Source organism: Dietzia sp. CH92, from assembly GCF_032248695.1.
Lineage (GTDB): Bacteria > Actinomycetota > Actinomycetes > Mycobacteriales > Mycobacteriaceae > Dietzia.
Genome location: NZ_JAVHXC010000004.1, coordinates 1 through 20664, shown reverse-complemented (window position 1 = coordinate 20664; position 20664 = coordinate 1). Strand labels below are relative to the sequence as shown.

At 73.4% G+C, this 20664-nt stretch carries 17 protein-coding genes; 9 read left to right on the top strand and 8 right to left on the bottom strand.

The genetic code is table 11. The features are described from left to right. Window positions 1–156 precede the first annotated feature (156 nt). From RWK90_RS09430 to RWK90_RS09415, 4 genes are all read left to right on the top strand, one after another. Complete coding sequence (locus tag RWK90_RS09430) at window positions 157–1323, top strand: acyl-CoA dehydrogenase family protein (RefSeq protein WP_314037160.1); 1167 nt, start codon at window positions 157–159, stop codon at window positions 1321–1323. Then, complete coding sequence (locus tag RWK90_RS09425; RefSeq protein WP_314037158.1) at window positions 1320–2450, top strand: acyl-CoA dehydrogenase family protein; 1131 nt, start codon at window positions 1320–1322, stop codon at window positions 2448–2450. The genes RWK90_RS09430 and RWK90_RS09425 overlap by 4 nt, the downstream gene beginning before the upstream one ends. Window positions 2451–2453: 3 nt before the next feature. Next, window positions 2454–3662, top strand: coding sequence for a CaiB/BaiF CoA-transferase family protein (locus RWK90_RS09420; protein ID WP_314037156.1), 1209 nt, complete (start codon window positions 2454–2456; stop codon window positions 3660–3662). A gap of 82 nt (window positions 3663–3744) precedes the next feature. Further along, window positions 3745–4635, top strand: coding sequence for a DUF1542 domain-containing protein (locus RWK90_RS09415; RefSeq protein ID WP_314037154.1), 891 nt, complete (start codon window positions 3745–3747; stop codon window positions 4633–4635). 70 nt (window positions 4636–4705) lie between these two features. On the opposite strand, the gene RWK90_RS09410 is transcribed toward RWK90_RS09415, so the two are convergent. After that, a complete protein-coding gene (locus RWK90_RS09410) occupies window positions 4706–5533 on the bottom strand; it encodes an HNH endonuclease family protein (protein WP_314037152.1) in 828 nt (275 codons plus the stop codon). Window positions 5534–6353: 820 nt separating this feature from the next. Here RWK90_RS09410 and RWK90_RS09405 point away from each other — a divergent pair. From RWK90_RS09405 to RWK90_RS09395, 3 genes are all read left to right on the top strand, one after another. Further along, the gene (locus RWK90_RS09405) at window positions 6354–8375 is read left to right on the top strand and encodes a hypothetical protein (RefSeq protein WP_314037151.1); all 2022 of its coding nucleotides are present in this window, start codon (window positions 6354–6356) and stop codon (window positions 8373–8375) included. A 118-nt stretch (window positions 8376–8493) separates the two neighbouring features. Next, window positions 8494–10647 carry a DUF6541 family protein gene (locus tag RWK90_RS09400; protein ID WP_314037148.1) on the top strand — a complete coding sequence of 718 codons (2154 nt, stop codon included), beginning with the start codon at window positions 8494–8496 and terminating at the stop codon, window positions 10645–10647. Window positions 10648–10773: 126 nt separating this feature from the next. After that, on the top strand, window positions 10774–11712 hold the full coding sequence (locus RWK90_RS09395) for an SDR family NAD(P)-dependent oxidoreductase (protein WP_314037146.1): 939 nt from the start codon (window positions 10774–10776) through the stop codon (window positions 11710–11712). A 107-nt stretch (window positions 11713–11819) separates the two neighbouring features. Here RWK90_RS09395 and RWK90_RS09390 read toward each other — a convergent pair whose 3' ends face one another. The 5 genes from RWK90_RS09390 to RWK90_RS09370 are packed head-to-tail and all read right to left on the bottom strand — an operon-like array spanning window position 11820 to window position 15781. Continuing rightward, on the bottom strand, window positions 11820–12623 hold the full coding sequence (locus RWK90_RS09390) for a hypothetical protein (RefSeq protein WP_314037144.1): 804 nt from the start codon (window positions 12621–12623) through the stop codon (window positions 11820–11822). An 11-nt stretch (window positions 12624–12634) separates the two neighbouring features. Then, complete coding sequence (locus RWK90_RS09385; RefSeq protein WP_314037142.1) at window positions 12635–14284, bottom strand: alpha/beta hydrolase; 1650 nt, start codon at window positions 14282–14284, stop codon at window positions 12635–12637. Beyond that, on the bottom strand, window positions 14281–14625 hold the full coding sequence (locus RWK90_RS09380) for a hypothetical protein (RefSeq protein WP_314037140.1): 345 nt from the start codon (window positions 14623–14625) through the stop codon (window positions 14281–14283). The genes RWK90_RS09385 and RWK90_RS09380 overlap by 4 nt, the downstream gene beginning before the upstream one ends. Window positions 14626–14633: 8 nt before the next feature. Next, a complete protein-coding gene (locus tag RWK90_RS09375; RefSeq protein ID WP_314037138.1) occupies window positions 14634–15020 on the bottom strand; it encodes a DUF2304 domain-containing protein in 387 nt (128 codons plus the stop codon). Then, window positions 15017–15781: a glycosyltransferase family 2 protein gene (locus RWK90_RS09370; protein WP_314037136.1), complete on the bottom strand. Its 765-nt coding sequence runs from the start codon at window positions 15779–15781 to the stop codon at window positions 15017–15019. Before RWK90_RS09370 ends, RWK90_RS09375 begins: the two co-directional genes overlap by 4 nt. 63 nt (window positions 15782–15844) lie before the next feature. Between RWK90_RS09370 and RWK90_RS09365 the strand changes: the two genes are divergently transcribed. Both RWK90_RS09365 and RWK90_RS09360 read left to right on the top strand, forming a co-directional pair. Continuing rightward, window positions 15845–16741 carry a glycosyltransferase family 2 protein gene (locus tag RWK90_RS09365; protein WP_061227500.1) on the top strand — a complete coding sequence of 299 codons (897 nt, stop codon included), beginning with the start codon at window positions 15845–15847 and terminating at the stop codon, window positions 16739–16741. A gap of 116 nt (window positions 16742–16857) precedes the next feature. Then, window positions 16858–17190 (top strand): hypothetical protein, encoded by a 333-nt coding sequence (locus RWK90_RS09360; RefSeq protein WP_314037133.1) that lies wholly within the window; start codon window positions 16858–16860, stop codon window positions 17188–17190. 32 nt (window positions 17191–17222) lie between these two features. Here RWK90_RS09360 and RWK90_RS09355 read toward each other — a convergent pair whose 3' ends face one another. Further along, window positions 17223–19052 carry a hypothetical protein gene (locus tag RWK90_RS09355; RefSeq protein WP_314037131.1) on the bottom strand — a complete coding sequence of 610 codons (1830 nt, stop codon included), beginning with the start codon at window positions 19050–19052 and terminating at the stop codon, window positions 17223–17225. A 95-nt stretch (window positions 19053–19147) separates the two neighbouring features. Continuing rightward, entirely contained in the window at window positions 19148–19708 is a 561-nt protein-coding gene (locus RWK90_RS17375; protein ID WP_396230319.1) for a DUF3558 family protein, read from the bottom strand. Window positions 19709–20664 lie beyond the last annotated feature (956 nt).

Genomic DNA, 20664 nt, shown 5'->3' with positions numbered 1-20664 from the left:
GTTCGCCGGACCTGTTCAGTTACACGTATTGAGTTCCGCCATTGCGTAATTCGGGCCAACGTGCGATGCTGTTCGCGTGGCGCCGATCACCATCCGGAGGCCGCAGTTCCCCGCCCGGTTCGTCCGCCTGGCGTCTCGAGTTCCCGAGGAGTTCCGATGAGGTCCGCGCTCGCCCCACCCACGACCCTGGCGTCGGAGGAGATGACCGCCTTGCGGGCGGAGGTCCGCGCCTTCCTCGCCGACGAGATCGCCTCGGGGCGTCTGACCCCGTGGATCGACACGTGGCTGACCAGGTGGGACGAGGCCTTCACCCGCCGGCTGGCCGAGCGCGGCTGGGTCGGGATGACGATCCCCACCGAGTACGGCGGGCGCGGCCGCACGTTCCTCGAGCGGTTCGTGGTGACCGAGGAGTTGCTCTCCGTGGGCGCGCCGGTCGCCGCGCAATGGGTCGCGGACCGCCAGATCGCGCCGTCGCTGCTGCGTTACGGGACAGAGGAGCAGAAGCGCGAGTACCTGCCCCGGATCGCGGCGGGGGAGTGCTGCTTCGGCATCGGGATGAGCGAGCCCGATTCCGGGTCCGACCTCGCGAGCGTCCGGACGAAGGGGGTCAGGGTCGACGGCGGGTGGTCTGTCACCGGGACCAAGGTGTGGACCTCCGGCGCCCAGCACGCCGAGGCGTTCTTCGCCCTGTGCAGGACCGAGCCGTTGGACACGTCCGACCGACACGCGGGCCTGAGCCAGTTCATCGTCGACCTGCGCAGCGAGGGTGTGACGATCCGGCCGATCGTCTCGCTGTCCGGTGACCACCACTTCAACGAGGTGATCCTCGACGAGGTGTTCGTTCCCGACGCCATGGTGTTCGGCACCCTCGGCAACGGCTGGGAGCAGGTCAATTCCGAGCTGGCGTTCGAGCGCAGCGGCCCCGAGCGGTTCCTGTCCTCCTTCCGGGTGTTCGCCGCGGAGATCGGTGCGGTCGCCGAGGGCGCCCTGCCCGCGCGCGCGGACCTGGGCCGGTCGGTGGCGCGGATGTCCGGACTGCACGCGCTGAGCCAGAACATCGCAGGCGCGCTGCAGCGAGGTGAACCGGCCGACACCGCCGCCGCGCTGGTCAAGCTGCTCGGCACCACCACGGAGGGGGACCTCGTCGACGCGGTGTCCGCCCGCCTCGGCGACGAGTTCCGGGCGGGTACGGACGACCGGGCGGCGGCCGAGCTGGCCGACCTGGTGCGCGCCGGACTCCATCAGCGCCCCGGCTTCACGCTGCGTGGCGGGACCAACGAGATTCTGCGCGGCGTCATCGCGCGGGGACTGGGGATGAGATGAGCCACTCCACCACCGACGCGCAGGCCGCGACCGCCGACCTCGCCGTCGACGCCGACCTGCTCGCGATGATGCGCGATGTCCTGTCGGGGCACGCCGGACCGGACGTCGAGCCCGTTCCCGGGGCCGCGTGGGGCACCTTGGCCGAGGTCGGGCTGGCCCGGCTCACCGCCCCGGAGGCGACCGGCGGTAGCGGCGCCGGCTGGGCGGAAGCGGCTGCCCTGCTCCGCCTGTCGGCGTCCACGGGGGTCGCCGTCCCCTACGCCGAGACCGACCTCGTCGTCGGCCCCCTCCGCCGGGACGTCGGGCTCGACGACACCGCGACGGGGACGGCGACCCTCGCGGTGCTCGGCCCCGACGGCCACGCGCGGCGCGTGGCCTGGGCGGGCGCGACCGACACCGTCCTGTTCGTACGCCGGGCGGGAGGGGACGACGACGAGGTGGGCGACCGCGCGGCCGGCGGATACGAGGTCGCCGAGGTGCCGACCGACCGAACCGGTGTCACGACCGTTCGCGGGGTGTCCGCGGTCCCGCTGGGGGACGTGACCCCGCCGGAGGACGCGGAGTGGACCGCCGTCGAGCCGGGCCCGGTCGAGGCCGCCGTTCTGCGGGGAGCGCTGGCGCGGGCGGTGCAGTGTGTGGGCGCCGCGGAGGGGATGCTCGACTCGGCCGTCGCGCACACCACCGAGCGGACTCAGTTCGGCCGCGCACTGGCGAAGTTCCAGTCGGTGCAGAACCTCGTCGTCGACATCGCCGCGGAGACGGTCCTCGCCCGGGCGGCGGTCGACCAGGCCGTCGCCGACGCCCTCGCCACCGACCTCGCAGGGCCGCTGTCCGGTTTCCGGGTCGCGGTGGCGCGAAGCGTCGTCTCGCAGGCCCTGGCGGTCGCGGTCCGCAACGCCCACCAGGTCCACGGCGCGATCGGCACGACCCACGAACACACGCTGCACCGCCTGACCCTGCCCGCCCTGCAGTGGCGCGGCGAGTTCGGCTCGGCCGAGTTCTGGGACTCGCTGCTCGCGGACGTCGCGGTCGCCGGCGGCATGGACGGCGCGTGGCCCCTGATCGTCGAGGGCGCCACGGTCGGGGGAGCCGCCGCCGCGTGGCTCGACCGCGTGACGGGAGCCTGAACGATGACCGACATGCCGCGCACCGGCGCGCTCACCGACATCAGGGTGGTGGATCTGTCCCGCGTCCTCGCCGGACCCCTGTGCGGGCAGATGCTCGCCGACCACGGCGCCGACGTCGTCAAGGTCGAGCCGCCGGACGGGGACGAGACCCGCGGGTGGGGGCCGCCGTTCGTGCGGGCCGACCACAGTGCCTACTTCGACGGGCTCAACCGCAACAAGCGCAATGTGAGCATCGACCTGCGCACCGAGGACGGGCAGGCCCTGCTGCGGCGGATGCTCGAGGACGCGGACGTGGTGATCGAGAACTTCAAGGCCGGGACCCTGGAGCGCTGGGGGCTGGCGGACGAGGTGATCGCCGAGCGGTTCCCGCGACTGATCCACTGCCGCATCACCGGGTACGGCGTCGACGGTCCGCTCGGCGGCGCGCCGGGGTACGACGCGGTCCTTCAGGCGCTGTCCGGGCTGATGAGCATCAATGGTGAACCCGACGGCCCGGCGATGCGGATCGGCATCCCGCTGGTCGACATCGTCACCAGTCTCAACGCGATGAACGGGATCCTGCTGGCGCTGCACGCCCGCGAGTCCACCGGGCGCGGGCAGTTGATCGATCTCGCCCTGCTCGACAACGCCGTGTCGATCCTGCACCCGCACGCCGGGAAGTGGTTCGCGAGCGGCGAGCAGCCGGTCAGGACCGGGGTCGCCCACCCGACGATCTGCCCCTACGAGACCTTCGAGTGCGTGGACGGGCCGTTCTTCATCGGGGCCGGCAACGACCGGCAGTTCCGCTCCCTCGTCGCCGCGCTGGGCGCCTCTGGTCTGGTCGAGGATCCTCGATTCCACACCAACGCCGACCGGCTCGCGCACGCGGAGGAGCTCCGGGTGATCCTCGGCGACCTCGTCGGCGCGATCAGCCGTGACGATCTCGCCGGACGGCTCCGGGCCGCGGGCGTGCCCTCCGGCGCGGTGAACCATGTCGGCGAGGCGCTCGCGATGCCACAGGTGCTGCACCGCGAGATGGTGGTCGAGCGCGACGGGTACCGGAGCGTCGGGATCCCGGTCAAGATGTCCGCCACGCCCGGATCGGTCCGCTTCGGCCCGCGCCCCCGCGGCGCGGACACCGACGAGGTGCTCACCGGGTTCGGGATCGATCCGGTCGAGGTGGCCCGCCTGCGTGACGCGGGCGTGGTGAGCAGTCCGGACGGCCGCCCCTGAGCTCGCCCCTGACCCCCGCGGACGGCGCGCCCGGCCCCGCGATCTCGGTACCCTCGTAACCAGTACCGAGAAAGGTCGTGTCGTGGAATTCCTCCTCATCGCCGCAGTGATCGCGGTGGCCGTCGCTGTGATCTCCCGCAGCCAGAACAAGGGCCAGACGCAGCTGGAGGCGCACCACAACCGCCATCTCGAGGACTACCGTGCCGAGGCGTCCCGCTGGATCGAGCGGCTGGGTGGTCAGGTCTTCAATCTCGACGGCACCGACGAGGCGTCCAAGCAGGCGATGGCCGACGCCTCGGAGCGCTACACGGCCGCTGTGGCCGAGCTGGAGAAGGCGCGCACGCCCGTGCAGGCCCAGCTGGCCAAGGACACCGCGCTGGAGGGGTTGTACTACGTGCGGGCCGCCCGCTCGGCGATGGGCCTCGACCCCGGCCCGGAGCTGCCGCCGACCCCGGGTCAGGATCGCGCGGGCCGGGTGACCGAGGACCGCGAGGTCGAGGTCGAGGGTCGCACGATGAAGGCCGCCACCGACCCGAGCGACGAGACCCCGCACTACTACCCGGGTGGTGTCGTGGCCGGGCGTCCCGTGCCCGCGGGCTGGTACTCGGAGCCCTGGTGGGCGTCCGCGCTGGCCACGGGCGTGTGGATGATGGGCTCGATGATGATGTTCAACATGATGTTCGCCGGCATGGCGGGCGTCGGCTACTCCGGTGAGGACTTCGCGGCCGGGGTCGGCGAGGGCGGCGCCGACGTCGGTGACATGGGCGGCGGTGACGGCGGCGACGGCGAGGGCTTCTTCGACGGCGGGCTGTTCGGCGGCGACGGTGGCGAGGGCGGCGACGCCGGCGGTGACGGCGGCGGCTTCTTCGACGGCGGGCTCTTCGGGGGCGACGGCGGCGGGGGAGACGGCGGCGGCGGGTTCTTCGACGGCGGGCTCTTCGGCGGCGACGGCGGCGGCTTCTTCGACTTCTGAGCGGCCGGCGGGCGGCGGGTCAGTCGGCCCGCCGCCCGCCCGCTCCGCAGTCGGCCCGCCGCGCGGCCACTCAGCAGTCGGCCAGGATCCGGTCCATCGCGTCGCGCTCGGCGGTCGTCACCCACAGCCCGTAGCGCTCCTTGACCAGCACCTGCCGCGACACGTACGAGCAGCGGAACTCGCGACGGGGCGGTAGCCAGGTGGCGGTGTCGCCGTCGCCCTTCTGCTGATTGGCCCACCCCGCCACCGCCATGAGGTTGAGGGGGTCGTTGGCGAGGTCGCGCCGCTGCTGTTCGGTGAGCTGCTGGGCGCCCTTCTGCCACGCGTCCGACAGCGCCACGACGTGGTCGATCTGCACTGCCGACGACGTGTCCTGCCCGCGCGTGAACTCGATGCGTTCGCCGGTGTAGGGGCCCTCGAGGACGCCGGTCAGCACCACGCAGTCGCGGGTACCCGGCCGGAAGGTGAGGTCGGTCAGGTCTCTCTTGAGGATGTCGTTGCGGGTGTCGCAGCCGTTGTGGCCGAACTCGACGGACACGTCGTCGGTCCAGGCCTGCCCGAACAGGTCGCGGTCGTAACCCGTCCGGGGCGCGCGGCCCTTCACCTCGAGCTGCGGCAACGCCACCTTCGCGGCGCTGACCAGCGGGTCGCCCGACGGATCCGCCGGCGGGACGGCCGGGGGCGCGGGTGCGATCGGGCTGCCCGGGTCCGGCGCCGGGGCCGCGGGGGGGATCGACGACGACGACGAGACGGCTCCACCCGGATCGACCTGCGAACTCGGGGGAGTGCCGATCGTGCCGGGAGCGCCGTCCCCGGTCTCGGCGCACCATCCGATCCCCGCCAGCATGGCCACACCGAGGACAACAGCACCGATTGCACGAGGGGTTCCGGAACTCATGCGGGGCACCCTAGCGACGGCCTCGGACATCCCCGCCCGCGGCAGGGCATCGGCAGTCGCGGCCGCGCATGAGCGGGAGCGCGTGCACCCTCGCCCGAGCCTGCGCGCATCTGCATCCGATCCAGCCCGCGCCAGCATCGAGCCAACCCGCATCTGCATCGAGCCAGCCCGCGCCCGTCCGGATCCGCGAGTGCACAGGTTCGGCGGGCGCCGGGCTCGCAGGCGCTCCCGGCGTTGGCGTCTCGCTCTCGGGCTTGGCGCCTCGCCCCTGGGGATGTTCGCGGATTTCGTCGTCGCTCCTGTCCATGGCGTCTGGCCTGCGCAGGGGGGCGCGCGAGACGCCATGGCCGCGCGCGGCTGTGAACGAGGCGGCAGATGCGGGCGCGTCGGGCCCCTAGCCGCTCCCAGAGTTGGCGTCTCGCTCTCGGGCCTGGCGCCTTGCTCCTGTCGGCGCTCGGGCAATGCGCCCGGCCGGCCCACAACCGCTCCTGCACCTGGCGTCTCGCTCTCGGGCCTGGCGTCTCGCCCCTGGGGATGTGCGCAAAATTGATCGTCGCTCCTGTCGATGGCGTCTGGCCTGCGCAGGGGGGCGCGCGAGACGCCATGGCCGCGCGCGGCTGTGAACGAGACGACAGATGCGGGCATCTCCGGCCGGCGCATATCCGCTCGGCCGGCGCATATCCGCTCGGCCGGCGCATATCCGCTCGGCCGGCGCACACCCGCCGGGCACACACCCGGCCGGCGGCCGAGTCGCTGTGAGCAGCGGCGCGCGCGGACATCGAGGGCACCGGGGCCCGGGATCCGGCTAGCCTTGCGCCCGATGCCGCCCACCCCTGACCGCAGACCCGCCCCCACCGCGTCGGCTCCGCATGCCGAGCCGGCTCAGCCCGCCGAGGCCGATCCGCGCACCGGGTCTGCGCCCGCGCCCTCCCGCCCTGCGCTCGGCCGCCGCCGACTGCTCCTGGCCTGCGCGTTCGTGGTGGGGGCGGCCACCGGGGTGCGGCTGTGGGTCGCGGCGGCGGGCTGGTTCTACTGGGACGACCTCATCCTCCACGGCCTGGCCGCCCGGCACTCCTGGCCGGATCCGGGCCTGCTGTTCACCGATCACGACGGTCACCTCATGCCCGGCGGGATGGCGATGGTCTGGCTGGCCGCCCACCTCGCGCCGCTGGACTTCCGGATACCGCTGGTGCAGATCGCCCTGCTCCAGCTGGTCTCCGGCGCGGCGCTGGCCCGCATGCTGTGGGTGCTGTTGTCCGGGCGGGCGGTCCTGCTCGTCCCGCTGGCGGCGGCGCTGGCGATCCCGCTGGGCCTGCCCGCCGCCACGTGGTGGGCGGCGGCGCTCAACGCGCTCCCGCTCACCGCCGCGATGGCATGGGGCGTCGCATCGATGGTCCTCCTCGGGCGCACGGGCAGGACGCGGCACGCGGTGGGCGCGGCGGTGGCCACCGCGTCGGGGCTGCTGTTCGTGGAGAAGGCACTCCTCGTTCCGGTGGTCGCGGCCCTCGTGGTGCTGGGCGGGTGGTGGACGACGAGCGGAACGCGCGCCGACCTGCTCATACTGTGGGGGCGGACCCGCGTCGCCTGGTCCGCGCAGGCCGCGATCGTGGCGATGTGGGCGGTGGTGTTCCTCGTCGTCGTCGGCCGTCTCGGCGGGGGCACGCTCGAACCGGACCCGACAGGCGCGACGACAGGCGCGGCGGGTGACGCAACAGGCGCGACGACCGGCGCGGCGGGAGGCGGTGGCGCACCATTGCGGTTCGCGGCGCTGGCCGACCACGCCTACCGGCTGGCCGTCGTGCCGACGCTCGGCGGAGGGCCGTGGCGGTGGGACCGCTGGCACCCCGGCCCGCCGATGGCCGACCCGCCCCTCGCCGCGGTTATCGCGGGCGTCCTCGCGTGCGCGGCGGTCCTGGCGTGGTCCCTGGCCACCCGGCGACGCACCGCCGCGATCTGGGCGGGCGCGGCGCTGTACCCGCTGGTGTCGGTGGTTCTCGTGGCGGTCGGCCGCGCGGGCCCGGACACCGCGGCGGAGATCGTGCAGACGCTGCGCTATCACGCCGAGGTGCCGGTCGTCCTCGCGTCGGCGGCCGCCCTCGCGCTGGCGGCGCCGCGACGCGGAGACGGACCGGCCACACCCGCGGCGGCCATCCCCGCGGGGACCACACCCGCGGCGGCGGGGCGCCCTGGCCCACCGCCGCGTCGCTGGTGGCCGGCGGCCGGTGCCCTCGCCCTCGCTGCGCTGCTCGCCTCCTCGGCCGCCTCCACGGTCACCTACCGGCAGGCCTGGGCCGACCAGCCGTCCCGCGACTACCTCCAGCCGCTGCTCGCCGCCCTGCGCGATCGGTCCGAGCCGCTGCTGGACAAGGACGTCCCGCCCGAGGTCCTCCTGCCCGTCACCGCCCCCGCCCACCGGTTGTCGTGGCTGCTGACGGGCGTGCCCGGCGTGCCGGAGGTGGGGGCGTGGACGCGTGAGCCGGTGGTGATCGACGCGGCGGGCGCGCTCCGGCCCGCGGATGTCGTGCCGGGGCGCACGATCCCGCAAGGCCCCGAGCCGGGCTGCGGGCACCTGATCGGCGCGGACGGCGCGCGGATCGAGCTGGACGGGCCGCTGCTCGGGCGCGACTGGGTGGTGCGGCTCCACGTGTTCGCCGAGACAGCCGGGCACGTCGCGGTGCGGCTCGACGACGGCGCCCCCGCGACCGTCCCCGTCGAGGCCGGTCTGGACACGGTGTACGTGCGGCTCGTCGGCGGCGGCAGCGGACTGACGCTCACCCCGTCGGGGACGCTCCCGGGGCTGTGTCTGGGCAGCGGTCCGGTGGGTGTCCTCGTGCCGCGCTGAGGATCGTCGCCGCCGTGGACCATAATGGGCGGGTCGGACGGCGCGGCGCTCGCGGAGCCCGCGGGCCGGAGCGCGACGCTCACAGGGCTAGGGACGGAGGCGGGTCATCGACATCGCGATGGTCATGGTGACCCTCCTCGCCCTGCTGGTGGTGCCCGGCGTGATCGTCGGCGCCGCCGCCCAGCTGCCCCTGCGGCTGTCGGTGGCCACGTCGATCCCCGTCTCGTTCGGTATCGCCGCGATCGCCGGGTACGTGTACGGGCGGATCGGGGTGCCGTGGTCGCTCGGCGCGTACGCGGTGGCCACGGCCGCCACCGCCGCCGTCGTGGGTGTGGTGGGGTTGGCGATCACCGGGATCCTCTGGGTGGGACGACGACGACGAGCGCGCCGATCCCGGCCGGCGGACGGGCCCGGCGACAGCGCGGCGGGCGGAACCGGTGACGTGCGGCGGCGTGGCCGGGTGCGCGGTACGCGGGCGCGGCGCGCGCGGTGGTGGCTCCTGCCGGGGGCGGCGGTGCTGGTCAGTGCCTGGCTGATCGGCCAGATGATCATCACGGAGCTGTCGGCGACGGCCGGCGGCACCGGGAACATCTTCCAGGGCTGGGACGCACACTGGCACGCCAACTACATCCGCTTCATCCACGACGTGGGGCTGGCCTCGCCGGATCAGGCCGGCGAGCTGCGGTATCCGGAGAACGGCGCGACGCTGTACTACCCGAGCACGTGGCACGCGATCGCCGCGCTCGTGATGGGCCTGCGCGGCATCGGGGCGGTCGCGACGTACAACCTCGTGCAGGTCGGCAGCGTCGCGTTGGTCTTCCCGCTGGGCGTGGCGGCGTTGGCGTGGCTCATCACGCACCGGCGGTTCTCCCGGCCGGTCGCGGCGACGTCGGCGGCGGTCGCGGCGATGGCCACGCCGCTGTTCCCGGGGCTGCCGTTCGTCGAGGTGATGGTGGCCGCGACCCCGTCGGCGGTGGCCAACGGGTTGGCCGGCCTCGGTGCGGCGGTCGTGGTGGCGGCCCTGGCGGATCGGCGGCTCATCCCGGCGGCAGCGTTGGGGCTGGTCGGCATCGGCGGCGTGCACCCCTCGGCGATGGTCACGGCGGGCGTGATCGTGGTCTTCTGGTGGCTCTTCGACGGGCTGTGGAGGCCGGTGCGCGGCCGGGTGCGCGACTTCCTGGTGCTGGCGGGCGTGGCGCTGGCGGGGGTGCTGACCCTGCTGCCGCAGGTGCTGACGGTGTCCGAGGAGGCCGACGACATCTCGGCGTTCGAGTTCGAGATCGATGCCGACCGCGCCGCCGTGTGGGGCAAGGCCGTGGCACTGCAGGTCCGGCACGTCGAGGACTGGGGCGTGCGGTGGGTGTTGCTGTCGCTGGCGATCCTGGGGCTGCTCGTGATGCTGCGTCGCGGTGTGGTGTGGCCGCTGCTGCTGTGGGGCGGCACCCTCGTGGTGTGCGTCAACGCCATGAGCGTGTTCGGGAACTGGACCGGGGGTGTGCTCCGGGGGATCGGCAGCATCTACTACAACGACCCGCGCCGGATCGGGGTGGTGCTGGCCGTGGTGGTGGCGGCCGCCGTCGGCGTGGGGGTGGGCGCCACCGTGCAGACGCTCGCGGGGTGGCTGGGACGGCTGATGGACCCGGTCACCGACCCCGACGGCCACGGTGTGGGACCGGCGCGGGTGGCCGTGGCGCTGGCGGCGCTGGTGGGTGTGGGCTCGTGGGTCGTGCAGGCCTCCCCTGAGTACGCCTCCGCCGCCGGGACCAGCCAGCGCTGGGGCCGCATGGTCGACCAGCACGACCTGCGCGCGTTCTCGTGGCTGTCCGAGCAGCCGCAGGCCTATTCGGGGCTGATCTACACCAACCCCGACGAGGGGTCGGGATGGATGTATGCCACCGATGGGCTGCCCTCCACCGCGCGGCATTACCTGCAGCCGGGCGCGACCGCCCCGCTGACGACCTACCTGTTCTCGCGGATGGACCGGGCGGGCGTGGACCCGCAGGTCGACCGGGCACTGGCCGAGCTGGGCGTGACCTACGTGTACGTCAGCCCGCCGAACTACTGGGGGTTCCAGCAGCCCAACACCCATCTGTTGGAGCTGGCCGCCACGCCCGGTCTGGTCACCGTGTACGCGGATTCGCAGGTGCGGATCCACGCCGTGCGGGCGGCGTTCACCGACGCCGAGTTGGCCCAGATCCTGGCGGACTCCCCGTTCCCGCCCGAGCGGCGGACCCCGCTCACCCGGGCCACGGGGATCTACGGGCCGGAGTGATCCCGCGGGCCCGCTGCCGGGTCGGCCCGAGTGGGCGCGCGACGGGACCGGCGGTCGTATCGTGAACACTGTCCTCCGGCAGGGGGAGGCGGCGGCCAGGGCCCGCCGCACGAGGGAGGGAATCGTATGCGTGCACTGGTGACGGGCGGGGCCGGCTTCATCGGCTCGACCCTGGTGGACAGGCTGCTCGGTGAGGGCCACGACGTGACGGTGGTGGACAACCTGTCGCGGGGGCGGCTGGAGAACCTCGCCGCCGCGCGCGAGTCCGGCGACCGCTTCGAGTTCCACCAGCTGGATCTCACCGACCCGGCCGTCGAGGACGTGGTCACGCGGTCCCGCCCGGAGGTCGTCTTCCACCTGGCCGCCCAGATCGACGTGCGACTGTCGGTCGAGGATCCGGTGTACGACGCGGAGGTCAACGTCGTCGGCACCGTGCGCCTGGCGGAGGCCGCGCGCAAGGCCGGCGTCCGCCGGATCGTCTTCACCTCCTCCGGCGGGTCGATCTACGGTCCCGTCACCGAGCTGCCCGTCGCGGAGACCCGCCCGGTGGATCCGCTGAGCCCGTACGCGGCCGGCAAGGTCGCCGGGGAGATCTACCTCGAGATGTTCTCGCGGCTGTACGGCATCGAGTGGGCGGGCGTGGCGCCGGCGAACGTGTACGGGCCGCGGCAGGACCCGCACGGTGAGGCCGGGGTCGTGGCGATCTTCTCGCAGCGTCTGCTGGCCGGGCAGCCGACCCGGGTGTTCGGCGACGGCGGGAACACCCGTGACTACGTGTTCGTCGACGACGTGGTGGACGCCTTCGTCCGCGCCGCCGAGGTCCCGGCCGCCGCCGGCCTGCGGTTCAACGTCGGCACCGGGGTGGAGACCACCGACCGGGGGCTGCACACCCTGGTCGCGGAGGCCGCGGGCGCTCCCGACGATCCCGAGTACGCGCCCGCCCGCCTGGGCGATGTCGCCCGCTCGGCGCTCGATGCCGGGCGCGCGGCCGAGGTGCTGGGCTGGGTGCCCAAGGTGACGATCCGCGAGGGCGTGGCCCGCACGGTCGACTACTTCCGCGACTGACGCCGCCCGCGGCGCGCGTCCGCAGCCCCGCGGCCGCGCGCGGCTGACGCCGCCCGCGGCTCGCTCCCGCGCGCGGGCCTGCCCCGGGAATGCCCCTCCGAGGGGAGCTACTCGCCGTCCGCGGGCGTGTCCGCCCCGCCGGTGCGGGCATCGCCGTTAGCACCGGCGCCGTTCGCACCGGCGTCGTGCGAGTCGTCGGAGGCCCGCTCGGTGGTCGTCGTCGCGCCGACCGCCGCGGCGCCCACGGTGTCCGGCTGCGGCAGGACGTTCGGGCGGGGCAGGAACGGGCGGAGCAGGTCGGGGAAGCCCGGCAGCGGGCCCGCCCCGTCCGGGCGCGTGACCTCGAGGTCGCCCTGGCCGCCCTGCTCGTCCGGTCCGTTCTCCCCGCCGGTGCCCTGGCCGGTGTCGCCGGTCTCGGCACCTGTTCCCGCGTCGCCTCCCGGGGCGCCGCCGCCGGTGCCGGTGCCGGCCTCAGCCCCCGCGCCCTGGCCGGCGCCCCGGACGGGCGCGGGCTGAGCGGGGGCGACGGGGACGACCGGCACCTGACGGACCGGCTGGACGGTGGCGGCCCGCTGGACGGCGGTCGCGGTGGGCACCGTGGTCGCGGGGGCCTGCGCGGCCGAGGTCTCGGTCGTCTCCTCGGGCGTGGTCGTCTCGGCGGGCGGCTCGCTGGTCTCCTCCGAGGTGGGCTCGGTGGTGGTCTCGGAGGTGGTGCTCGCGACGGGCTCGGCGTTGGGGCCGCCGGACTGGGACGCCTCCACCTGGGCGCGGGCCCGCTCGACGGCCTCGGCGCTGCGGTGGGAGTCGTACCAGAGGCCGGTGCCGATGAGTCCCACGGAGACGACCCCCAGGGCACTCATCCCCATCGCGGTGAGAGACGGTCGGGTGAACCGGGTGCCGAGCGAAGCCATGGGCCCCAGTATCAGACAGCCCGAGCGCTAACGCCAATACCTTCCCCCGCCGCGCGCGTCGGCGGCGGGACGATCGTGAGGCGTTCGGGCGCTTCCCAGATGACCTCGGGATCGCCGTAGGGTTCGTCGTCGCGGCGTAGCCAGAGACCCGTGGCGTGCCGGCGGAGGACGGACAGCATGCGGCCGTCGTCGCCCCGGCGGACGGCGGTGTGGCGGGCGCGGATCTCCCGTTCGCGCCACAGGGGGACGGGCCCGCCGAGCATCACGGCGAGCATCGCGCGGAACGCGCCGCAGTCGCGGTCGAACACGCCGCCGTGGCCGCGCGTGCCGTAGACCGGGGTGCCGTCGGCGAAGTAGCCGGTGTCGAGGCGTACGCCGCCGTCGCCGAGGTCGGAGTGGGACCACCTGCGCCGCAGTCCGAAGCGGACCTGCAGCAGTTCGACGGGGTCGCCGGGCGCGGTGAGGGTGTATCGGCGCACGGGTCCGGGGGCGCGCCAGTCCGACGGCCCGGACACGCCCACGCCGAGGTCGGGTGATTCGGCGTAGATGACCCGGTCGGCGCGCAGGCCGAGGCGTTCGGCGGTGCCGACGATCCGGCCTCCGTAGGAGTGGCCGACCACGGTCAGGGCGGCGCCGGGGCACTCGATCTCGATGACGCGGTCGACCTCGCGGCAGAAGCGGACGAGCCGCGGGGCCATGGTCTCGGCGTAGCGCGGGTTGCCGGCGTCGGCCATGATGTCCTGCGGGAACTCGCCGTCGAGGAACGCGATCACGGCCAGGCGGCCGTCGGCGGCGGCGACGAGGTCCACGGCGACGTCGGTGTTGACGTGGGACATGTCGAGGTTGGTGCCGGTGCCGGGCACGTAGACCGCCACGGCCTCGGTGCGCGGCCCGAGGTCGCCGACCACCTCGATCATCCGGCCACCGCGATGCGCGGAGAAGGCGGGGAAGGAGCGACGACGACGAGCTTCTCGTCGCGTCATCGTCTCCAGTCGCCCGATGCGCGGAGACCACGGGGTGCCGGCGAGTTGCTCGCGGTGGAGCGCGGCCCGGACGGCTATGGAGTTGGAGCGGGCCCGCATCTGCCAGGGCACGCCGTAGGTCCCGCCGACGGGCCCGGGCTCGGCGAGGGTGAGCAGGCGCCTGTCGGCGACGGGCAGGTGCTCGATCCGCGAGTAGACGTCCTCGGGCTCGGCCGACCCCCACCCGGCCACCGTCGCGGCGGTGTCGATGCCGCCGCCCGCCGCGGGCCCGCCGACGGTGGCCGCGCCCGGCCCGGCGCGCGCGTCCGGCGCCGCCGCGCGGGGCGAGCCCGAGAGCCTGGCCATGTCGGCGAGCGCGTGGGCCCGGGCCCGGCCCAACCGCTCGCGCCGCCGGGCGCGGTCGGGCTCGGGCAGGGGGTCGGGGCCGTCGAGGTCGTCCCAGGTGTCCTCGGCGAGCTCGACCAGCCGGTAGACGCCGGCGAGGAGTTCGGAGAGACCGCGGGCCTCGCCGTCGACCGCGTCCGCGAGAGCGTCCAGGGTGGGGGAGTCGGTGGGGGAGGAGAGGAGGGCGTCGCGGGCGGTGGCGAGGGCGTCCCGTGCCGCGAGCAGGTCGGCGGCCAGCTCGAGCAGCGCGACCACCCGGGCCGGTGGCGGGTTCTCCGGAAGCGCCCCGGTCATCGGGACCGGCGGTGTGGTTGGGAGTCGGCCACGGCGCGGGCCGCGGTCCCGGCCGCGTCCTCTGTCAGCGTCCCGTCCGCCAGGGCGCCCGTCAGCTCGGCCAGTCGCGCGATCCGGGCCGCGGCGGGGCCCAGGAGTGCGCGGACCTCGTCGTCGTCGTCGACCCCGGACCCTTCCGCCGCCCCGGATCCGCGGCGGTCACGGGCGCGGTCCAGGTGGCCGCGCGCCCCCTCCAGGCGCCGGAGCAGTCGCGCGGCCTCGCCCCGCACGGCGTCGGCCCGCGCGGTCTCGCGCGGCACGGCTTCGGCGCGCGCCGTCTCGGGCCGCACGGCGTCGTCCATGTCCGGGGTCAGGACCGCATCGGGTCGTCGTCGGCCGGCGGCTTCATCGCGCGGACGTCCACCCGGTCGTCGGGGCGCACGGCGTTCTGCAGCGCGATCGTCCGGGCCAGCCGCGAATAGCGCAGCTCCTGCTCGCGGAACCGCACGTAGGTGGAGACGGTGACAAACGCGAAGCCCATGACCAGCGCGTACAACACCAGGTCGGTGCCGCGCTGTACGCCGAGGGCGTTGGCGATCACCGTGAGGTCGTCGGGGCGGATCACGGCGTACACCATGAACACCACGAACAGGACGAACCCGATCTTCACGCCCGCCTTGGCCCGCGCCTTCCGGCGGTTGGCGAGGAAGAACAGCACCAGCGCGGCGCCGGCCAGCAGGAGCAGGACCTTGATCATCGGGGCAGCCTCCGTCCCACGAAGCCGTCGGAGAGGATGTTGATGCCGTTGAGCAGCGACTGCCCCTTGGACATGGAGTATTCGGTGTAGAGGATGTCCACCGGCTGCTCGGCGACCCGCCAGCCGTGCGAGTCCATGAGCTCCACGAACTCGCTGGCGTGGCTCATGCCGTTCATGCGCAGGTTGAGGTCCTCGGCGACGCGGCGGTTGAACACGCGCAGCCCGTTGTGGGCGTCGGTCAGGCCGAGCCGCCGGGTGCGGGGGCTGAGCAGCACCACCGTCCGCAGGACCAGGCGTTTGATGAGCGGCACCTGGTCGGCCTCACCGCGCGGGCGACCGAAGCGGGTGCCCACGATGATGTCCACCGGCTCGCTGCGCAGCCGCTCGACCATCGCCTGGACGTCCTTGACCTGGTGCTGACCGTCGGCGTCGAAGGTGACGAAGTAGCGGGCGCCGGGCTGGGCGCGGGCGTACTCCACGCCGGTCTGGATGGCCGCACCCTGGCCGAGGTTCACCGGATGCCGCACCAGGTGCGCGCCGGCGCGGTGGATCGCCGAGGCCGAGTCGTCACCCGACCCGTCGTCCACCGCGACGATGTTGGGGAACGTCTCGCGCGCACTGCGCAGTACGTCCTCGATCACGGTGCCCTCGTTGAAACAGGGCACGATGAGCCACACATCGCGGTTGCCGACGGGGCCGTGGCCGCCCGCCGGTCCGTCCGCCGTTCCCGGCTCGCTGTCCCGCACTCTGTCACCCGTCATCGCGGGTCGATACTATGCGATCAGTCGGACAACCCGGTGATGAGAAGGACGGCGGTTCCCCTGATGGCCATTGACGTGATGCTCCCGTACTACGGGGACGTCGACCACTTCAAGAAGGCCGTGGACAGTGTCCTCGCCCAGACCTACCGGGATTTCCGCCTCGTCGTGGTGGACGACGGCTACCCGGATCCCGAGCCGGCCCGCTACATGGGCGAGATCACCGCGCGCGACGAGCGGGTCTCGTACGAGAAGAACGAGGTCAACCTCGGCGCGAACGGCAACTACCGCAAGTGCGTGGAGATGGTCACCGCGCCGATCGTGGTGATCATGGGTGCCGACGACGTCATGCTGCCCAACTACCTCCAGGTGGTGGCCGACGGGTTCGCCGCCGTGCCCGACGCCGCCGTGATGGAGGTCGGCGTCAGCGTGATCGACGAGAACGGTGCGCCCGTGCGCGGCCTGTCCGACTCGGTCAAGGCGTTCACGCAGCCCAAGACCCAGGGCCGGACGGTGCTGCACGGCGAGAAGCTCATGACCTCGCTCATGCACGGCAACTGGACCTACTTCCCGTCCCTGGCGTGGAACTCCGAGTGGGTCAAGCGGATCGGCTTCCGCGAGGGCCTGGACGTGGTGCAGGATCTCGCCCTGCTGGTGGACGTCATCACCGGCGGCGGCCACATGATCTACGACCCGACGCTGGCGTTCCTCTACCGGCGTCACTCCGCGTCCGACTCGTCGGTGCGCGCGTTGGACGGGCGCCGGTTCGACGAGGAGGCCCGCTTCTTCGGCGGCGAGGCCGACGCCTTCGCCGCCCGCGGGTGGAAGAGTGCGGAGCGCGCGGCGCGGCTGCACGTCACGTCGCGGCTCAACGCGCTGTCGCTGCTGCCGACCGCCGCGAAGGCCGGCAAGCTCGCCGAGGGCGGGAAGAAGCTGCTCGGGCACACGTTCCGCAAGTTCTGAGCCGATGGGGGCGACCCCGGTCGTGTCAGTGGTGGCGTTCCTGGTGATGGAGGCGGTGGTCACCGCATGACCGGGGTGGTGGGCCCGGTGGGGTCGTTGTGATACCCGCGTCGTGGGTGCCGCACCGGCGTGACGACGGCGAGGTGGTCGGCTGGATCGACATGGCGGTCGCCGAGCCGCTGTGCGTGCCGATCGACAGGTTGGGCCGGCCGCTGGACCCGGTCGACGACTGGCACGAGGCCGAGCAGGTCCTCGAGGGCGTGGGCCTGCGGTTCCTCATGGACCGGTATGTCATCGACGAGGGCGACCGCGAGACGGTGGTCCGCATCGCGCATGTCTACGAGGACCGCATCGTGCTCTCCACCGCGCTCACCGACGCGATCGAGGAGGTCGGCCGCGAGATCGTGGTGCCGTTCCCGGCGCCGGCGACGTTGCGCGTGCTGAGCTGAGCCGGGTCGGTCTCCCGGCTACGGTCCCTGCGCTACGGGTTTTTGGCGCCGCCGCCGGTGTAGTCGCGGCCGAGGGTGCGGCCGCGGTACGGCGCGGCGCCGTCCTGGCCACCCTCCTGTGCCGGTTCCTCGACGGTCCGCCCGAGCACCGCGGGTGCGACCTTGACGGGGTCGCCGATGATGGCGGTGGTGTTGGTGGCGTTGGTCAGGTAGCCGGCCGGGGTGTGGCCGCGACGGTCCGAATTCTGTCCGGCCCCGGCCGCGCCCATCATCGCGCCCATCGGCATCGCCCCTGCTCGCGGCGCGGTGGCCGTACTGGTCGACGACGACGAGCCCATCGTCCCCGGGCCCGGTCCCGCCGTCCCTCCGGGGGCGGAACCGGTGCCGGGCGCGCTGGCGGTCGGGCCGCCCGTCCCGGGTCCGGCTGGCCCGCCGGCTGCGTATCCCGCCAGCGTGCCGGCGCCGCCCATCCGCGAGGCCCCCGCACCCGCGGCGGCGGCGCCACCGCCGCCGACCAGCCCGGCGGTGGAGCCGAACGCGCGATCACGGCCCCGGTTCTCACCAGTGGTCCCGCCGCGCAGGCCCCGGATCCCACCGGCCCCCGCGCCCCCGGCGGGCTGCTGGCCGGCCGTGCCGGGGAGCGGGGCCATGGGCGCCGCCGCCGCGGTCGTGGCCGCGTTGATCCCACCGCCTACGCCCGCCTGACCCGCGCCGGGCTGTCCGGCGACGGCGGCGGCTGGCCCACCGCCGTCCGCGGCGCCCGAGCGGGCGGCCAGCAACGCCTGGTCGGTGGCGGCATCGCGCGCCGTGCTCGGCAGGCTCGTCGTCGCCCCCGCGCCACCGGCGGCCCCGCCCGTCGGACCGCTCGCCTCGGCGGCGGTTGCGCCGGTGACGCCAGTGAAGGCCGCGAGCGTGGCCGGGTCGGGCGCGGCCGGCTGCGCCGGGCGCGTGATGCCCTCGGTGTTCCAGATCCGCGCCATGTCGATCCCGCCGGGACCGCCCAGTGCGGAGGTCGATACCACCCGGTACGCCGCGGTGAAGTCCAGGTCGTCGAGGTTGGCGTCCATCACCGCGGGGCTGTACTCGGTGTTGACGATCGCCCGCGCCTGGTCCTCGGCGGCGTGCCGGGCGGCCTCGACGTCCGCCTTGACCGACGGCGCCACCGGGCCCGCGAGCCGGCCGAATCCCGGGGTGCGGTTCTCGGCGAGGGCGACGTCGGCGGCCTCCGACGCGATCCGCTGGCGGGTGGTGGCGAACCCGCGCTGTGCCCCGTCGGCTTTCTCGGCGACTGCAGTGAGCTGGCCGGCGAGGGCCACCGCGGAGTCTGCCAGTCGGTGGGTGGAGAAGGTCGCCTGGCCGGCGAACTCGCCCTGCCAGGCGTGGCCGAGGATGTTGCCGAGTCCGGACCGCAGGGTGGTCGCGGCGTCGTCGAGCACGGTCGCCGCCTGGGTCATCCGCGCGGCGATGGTCGCGAACTGCTCGGGCTCCAGGGCTTGCGCGGCCTCGGCCATCCGCTCCAGCGGCGAGGTTGACACGTCCTCGGGGCCGACGCGGCCGTAGCCCCCGAGCGTGGTGGTGCCATCGGCCGCGTCGAGCAGCGCGGTGGTCGACCCGAGCGATCCCATCAGCCCGAGGCTCTGCAACCCGACGGGCTCTTCGGCGGCCTTACCCAGCGCGGCGGCGACGGCCTCGTCCTGCGCCTCGATCAGACCTCCCGCAGCGGCGAACAACATCGACATCGCCCGCGCCTGGTTGATGTAGCCCTCAATCAGAGTCTGGAGATCCGCGCCGACGAAGAGGGAATAGACCGTCCCGATCTGGCGCGCCGTGTCGAAAGCGCCGGGGCTGGGAACCTGGCTCATTTGCCACTCGTCGGCCATGGAAATTTCCAGGGCTTTCACAAAAGAATCACAAAGCTTCACACATTCCTGTGCGACGCTTGGCCCCAAGTTAACCGTCATCGGAAATCTCCAGGTGGTAAGAACTCGACTAAGGTGGTGGCGGTTTCTTGCAGGACGTCGCATGCGTCCGCGAAACGATGCCCTCGGAAGGTTTTGAAAGTTGTAGCCAGACTGACGGACAGCGCGACCGTGCCTCGTCCGGTGAAGAACAAGTATCGACAGGTATTGGGCTCGTTCTCTTGGTCAACTAGCCGCAGCGCATTTCGGCCACCGACGGGATGCCCATCGCCGTCAACGACGCCTGTGGGGTCCGCGAGATAGTCAGAATGTGACTTCCAAGTCGCGACTAGATCAAGAACTACCTCGTCGGAAGTCCAGCCGCATGCTTGTAATTGTCCCGGTTCACTCTTAGTGAGACGTTCCTCTGGTCGAATGGGGGCTCCTACGGCCTGTTCGACAGCGTCAGCAGGGATGTCCGCACACGGGTCGAAGAGGGCTGGCCTCTGCTCGATCGGCAGATCCCACGGGTTGCCCGACTCCTCGGCCGAGGCGAAGCTCGTCGTCGTCGCCGTCGGTTCTTCTTCACCGCCTGCCGATGCGCACCCGGACAGCCCCACGCCCACAGCGACCAGCGCGGCGCCCACAGCTCTACTTCTTCCCACACCCGGTACGACGCCCCGCCGCGCCGAACGGTTCCGCAGCGGCGCAGATTCCTGCCACCGGACCCGCGGCGCCGGGGCGTTTGACTGAATGTGGAGGCGGAGAGCGGTCACGACCAGAGATCCTCGCACCTGACCGGCGCCCGCTGGGGAGTCATCGCGCGCGGCAGGGCGTGAAATGGATGGAACCGGTCAGCGCGCCCGCCCGTCGTTCTAGACAGCCGAGGAAAGGAATCGTCATGGCAGCCGGTCAGACGGGTGGGTCTTCAACAGCGAACTGGGCCGCCAGCGTGGCGGTCACCCTTCTATTAGGACTGTGGGGGTCCTGGCTCGCGTGGTCCGCTGCCTCGCCGCTCGGGAATGGGCCGACGCCGCGCGAGCTACCGCAGGAGTACATCCTGCTCACGTGCAGTCTGCTCGCCCTTTACGGCGCCGCGCTGATGGGCGGATGGCTGATCTTGCGCGGGCCAGGTGTGGGGCGGTGGAAGCGATCGCCGCTCACAGTCCTGTCTGCGCTGGTCACGGGCTACGGCCTGATCGCCACTGCCGTGTTCGCGATCTCCACTTCGTCGGAGTGGTCTCTCGCGGCAGTGCTCCCGCTCGCACTGATGGCGTCCATGCACTTCCACTTGTTCAGGTCGGCCCGCGGAGAAGCAGTCCCGGTCCCAGGCGACGAGCCGGCTGAGGCGGTTAGCGGAGTCGACTAGCCCAACCGCGCTGACCTGCGGTGAGGGGGTTCGTGTCGTACCCGGATGATCTAATCGAACACATGAGCGACAGGGTAAGAGGTGCCAGCGCAGCGGCCGCCCCGGGCGAGGAGCTGACCGCCGTGCTGCGCGCGCTCGACGCGCACCTGGCCCGGGACTGGTCTAAGGTCCCGGCCGCCGAGCTGCACGCCGAGGTGGTCGCGCTGG

Coding starts and splice junctions, on each gene's coding strand:
- RWK90_RS09430 (WP_314037160.1), top strand. CDS start 157: ATGAGGTCCGCGCTCGCCCCACCCACGACCCTGGCGTCGGAGGAGATG.
- RWK90_RS09425 (WP_314037158.1), top strand. CDS start 1,320: ATGAGCCACTCCACCACCGACGCGCAGGCCGCGACCGCCGACCTCGCC.
- RWK90_RS09420 (WP_314037156.1), top strand. CDS start 2,454: ATGACCGACATGCCGCGCACCGGCGCGCTCACCGACATCAGGGTGGTG.
- RWK90_RS09410 (WP_314037152.1), bottom strand. CDS start 5,533: ATGAGTTCCGGAACCCCTCGTGCAATCGGTGCTGTTGTCCTCGGTGTG.
- RWK90_RS09405 (WP_314037151.1), top strand. CDS start 6,354: ATGCCGCCCACCCCTGACCGCAGACCCGCCCCCACCGCGTCGGCTCCG.
- RWK90_RS09400 (WP_314037148.1), top strand. CDS start 8,494: ATGGTCATGGTGACCCTCCTCGCCCTGCTGGTGGTGCCCGGCGTGATC.
- RWK90_RS09395 (WP_314037146.1), top strand. CDS start 10,774: ATGCGTGCACTGGTGACGGGCGGGGCCGGCTTCATCGGCTCGACCCTG.
- RWK90_RS09390 (WP_314037144.1), bottom strand. CDS start 12,623: ATGGCTTCGCTCGGCACCCGGTTCACCCGACCGTCTCTCACCGCGATG.
- RWK90_RS09385 (WP_314037142.1), bottom strand. CDS start 14,284: ATGACCGGGGCGCTTCCGGAGAACCCGCCACCGGCCCGGGTGGTCGCG.
- RWK90_RS09380 (WP_314037140.1), bottom strand. CDS start 14,625: ATGGACGACGCCGTGCGGCCCGAGACGGCGCGCGCCGAAGCCGTGCCG.
- RWK90_RS09375 (WP_314037138.1), bottom strand. CDS start 15,020: ATGATCAAGGTCCTGCTCCTGCTGGCCGGCGCCGCGCTGGTGCTGTTC.
- RWK90_RS09370 (WP_314037136.1), bottom strand. CDS start 15,781: ATGACGGGTGACAGAGTGCGGGACAGCGAGCCGGGAACGGCGGACGGA.
- RWK90_RS09365 (WP_061227500.1), top strand. CDS start 15,845: ATGGCCATTGACGTGATGCTCCCGTACTACGGGGACGTCGACCACTTC.
- RWK90_RS09355 (WP_314037131.1), bottom strand. CDS start 19,052: ATGAGCCAGGTTCCCAGCCCCGGCGCTTTCGACACGGCGCGCCAGATC.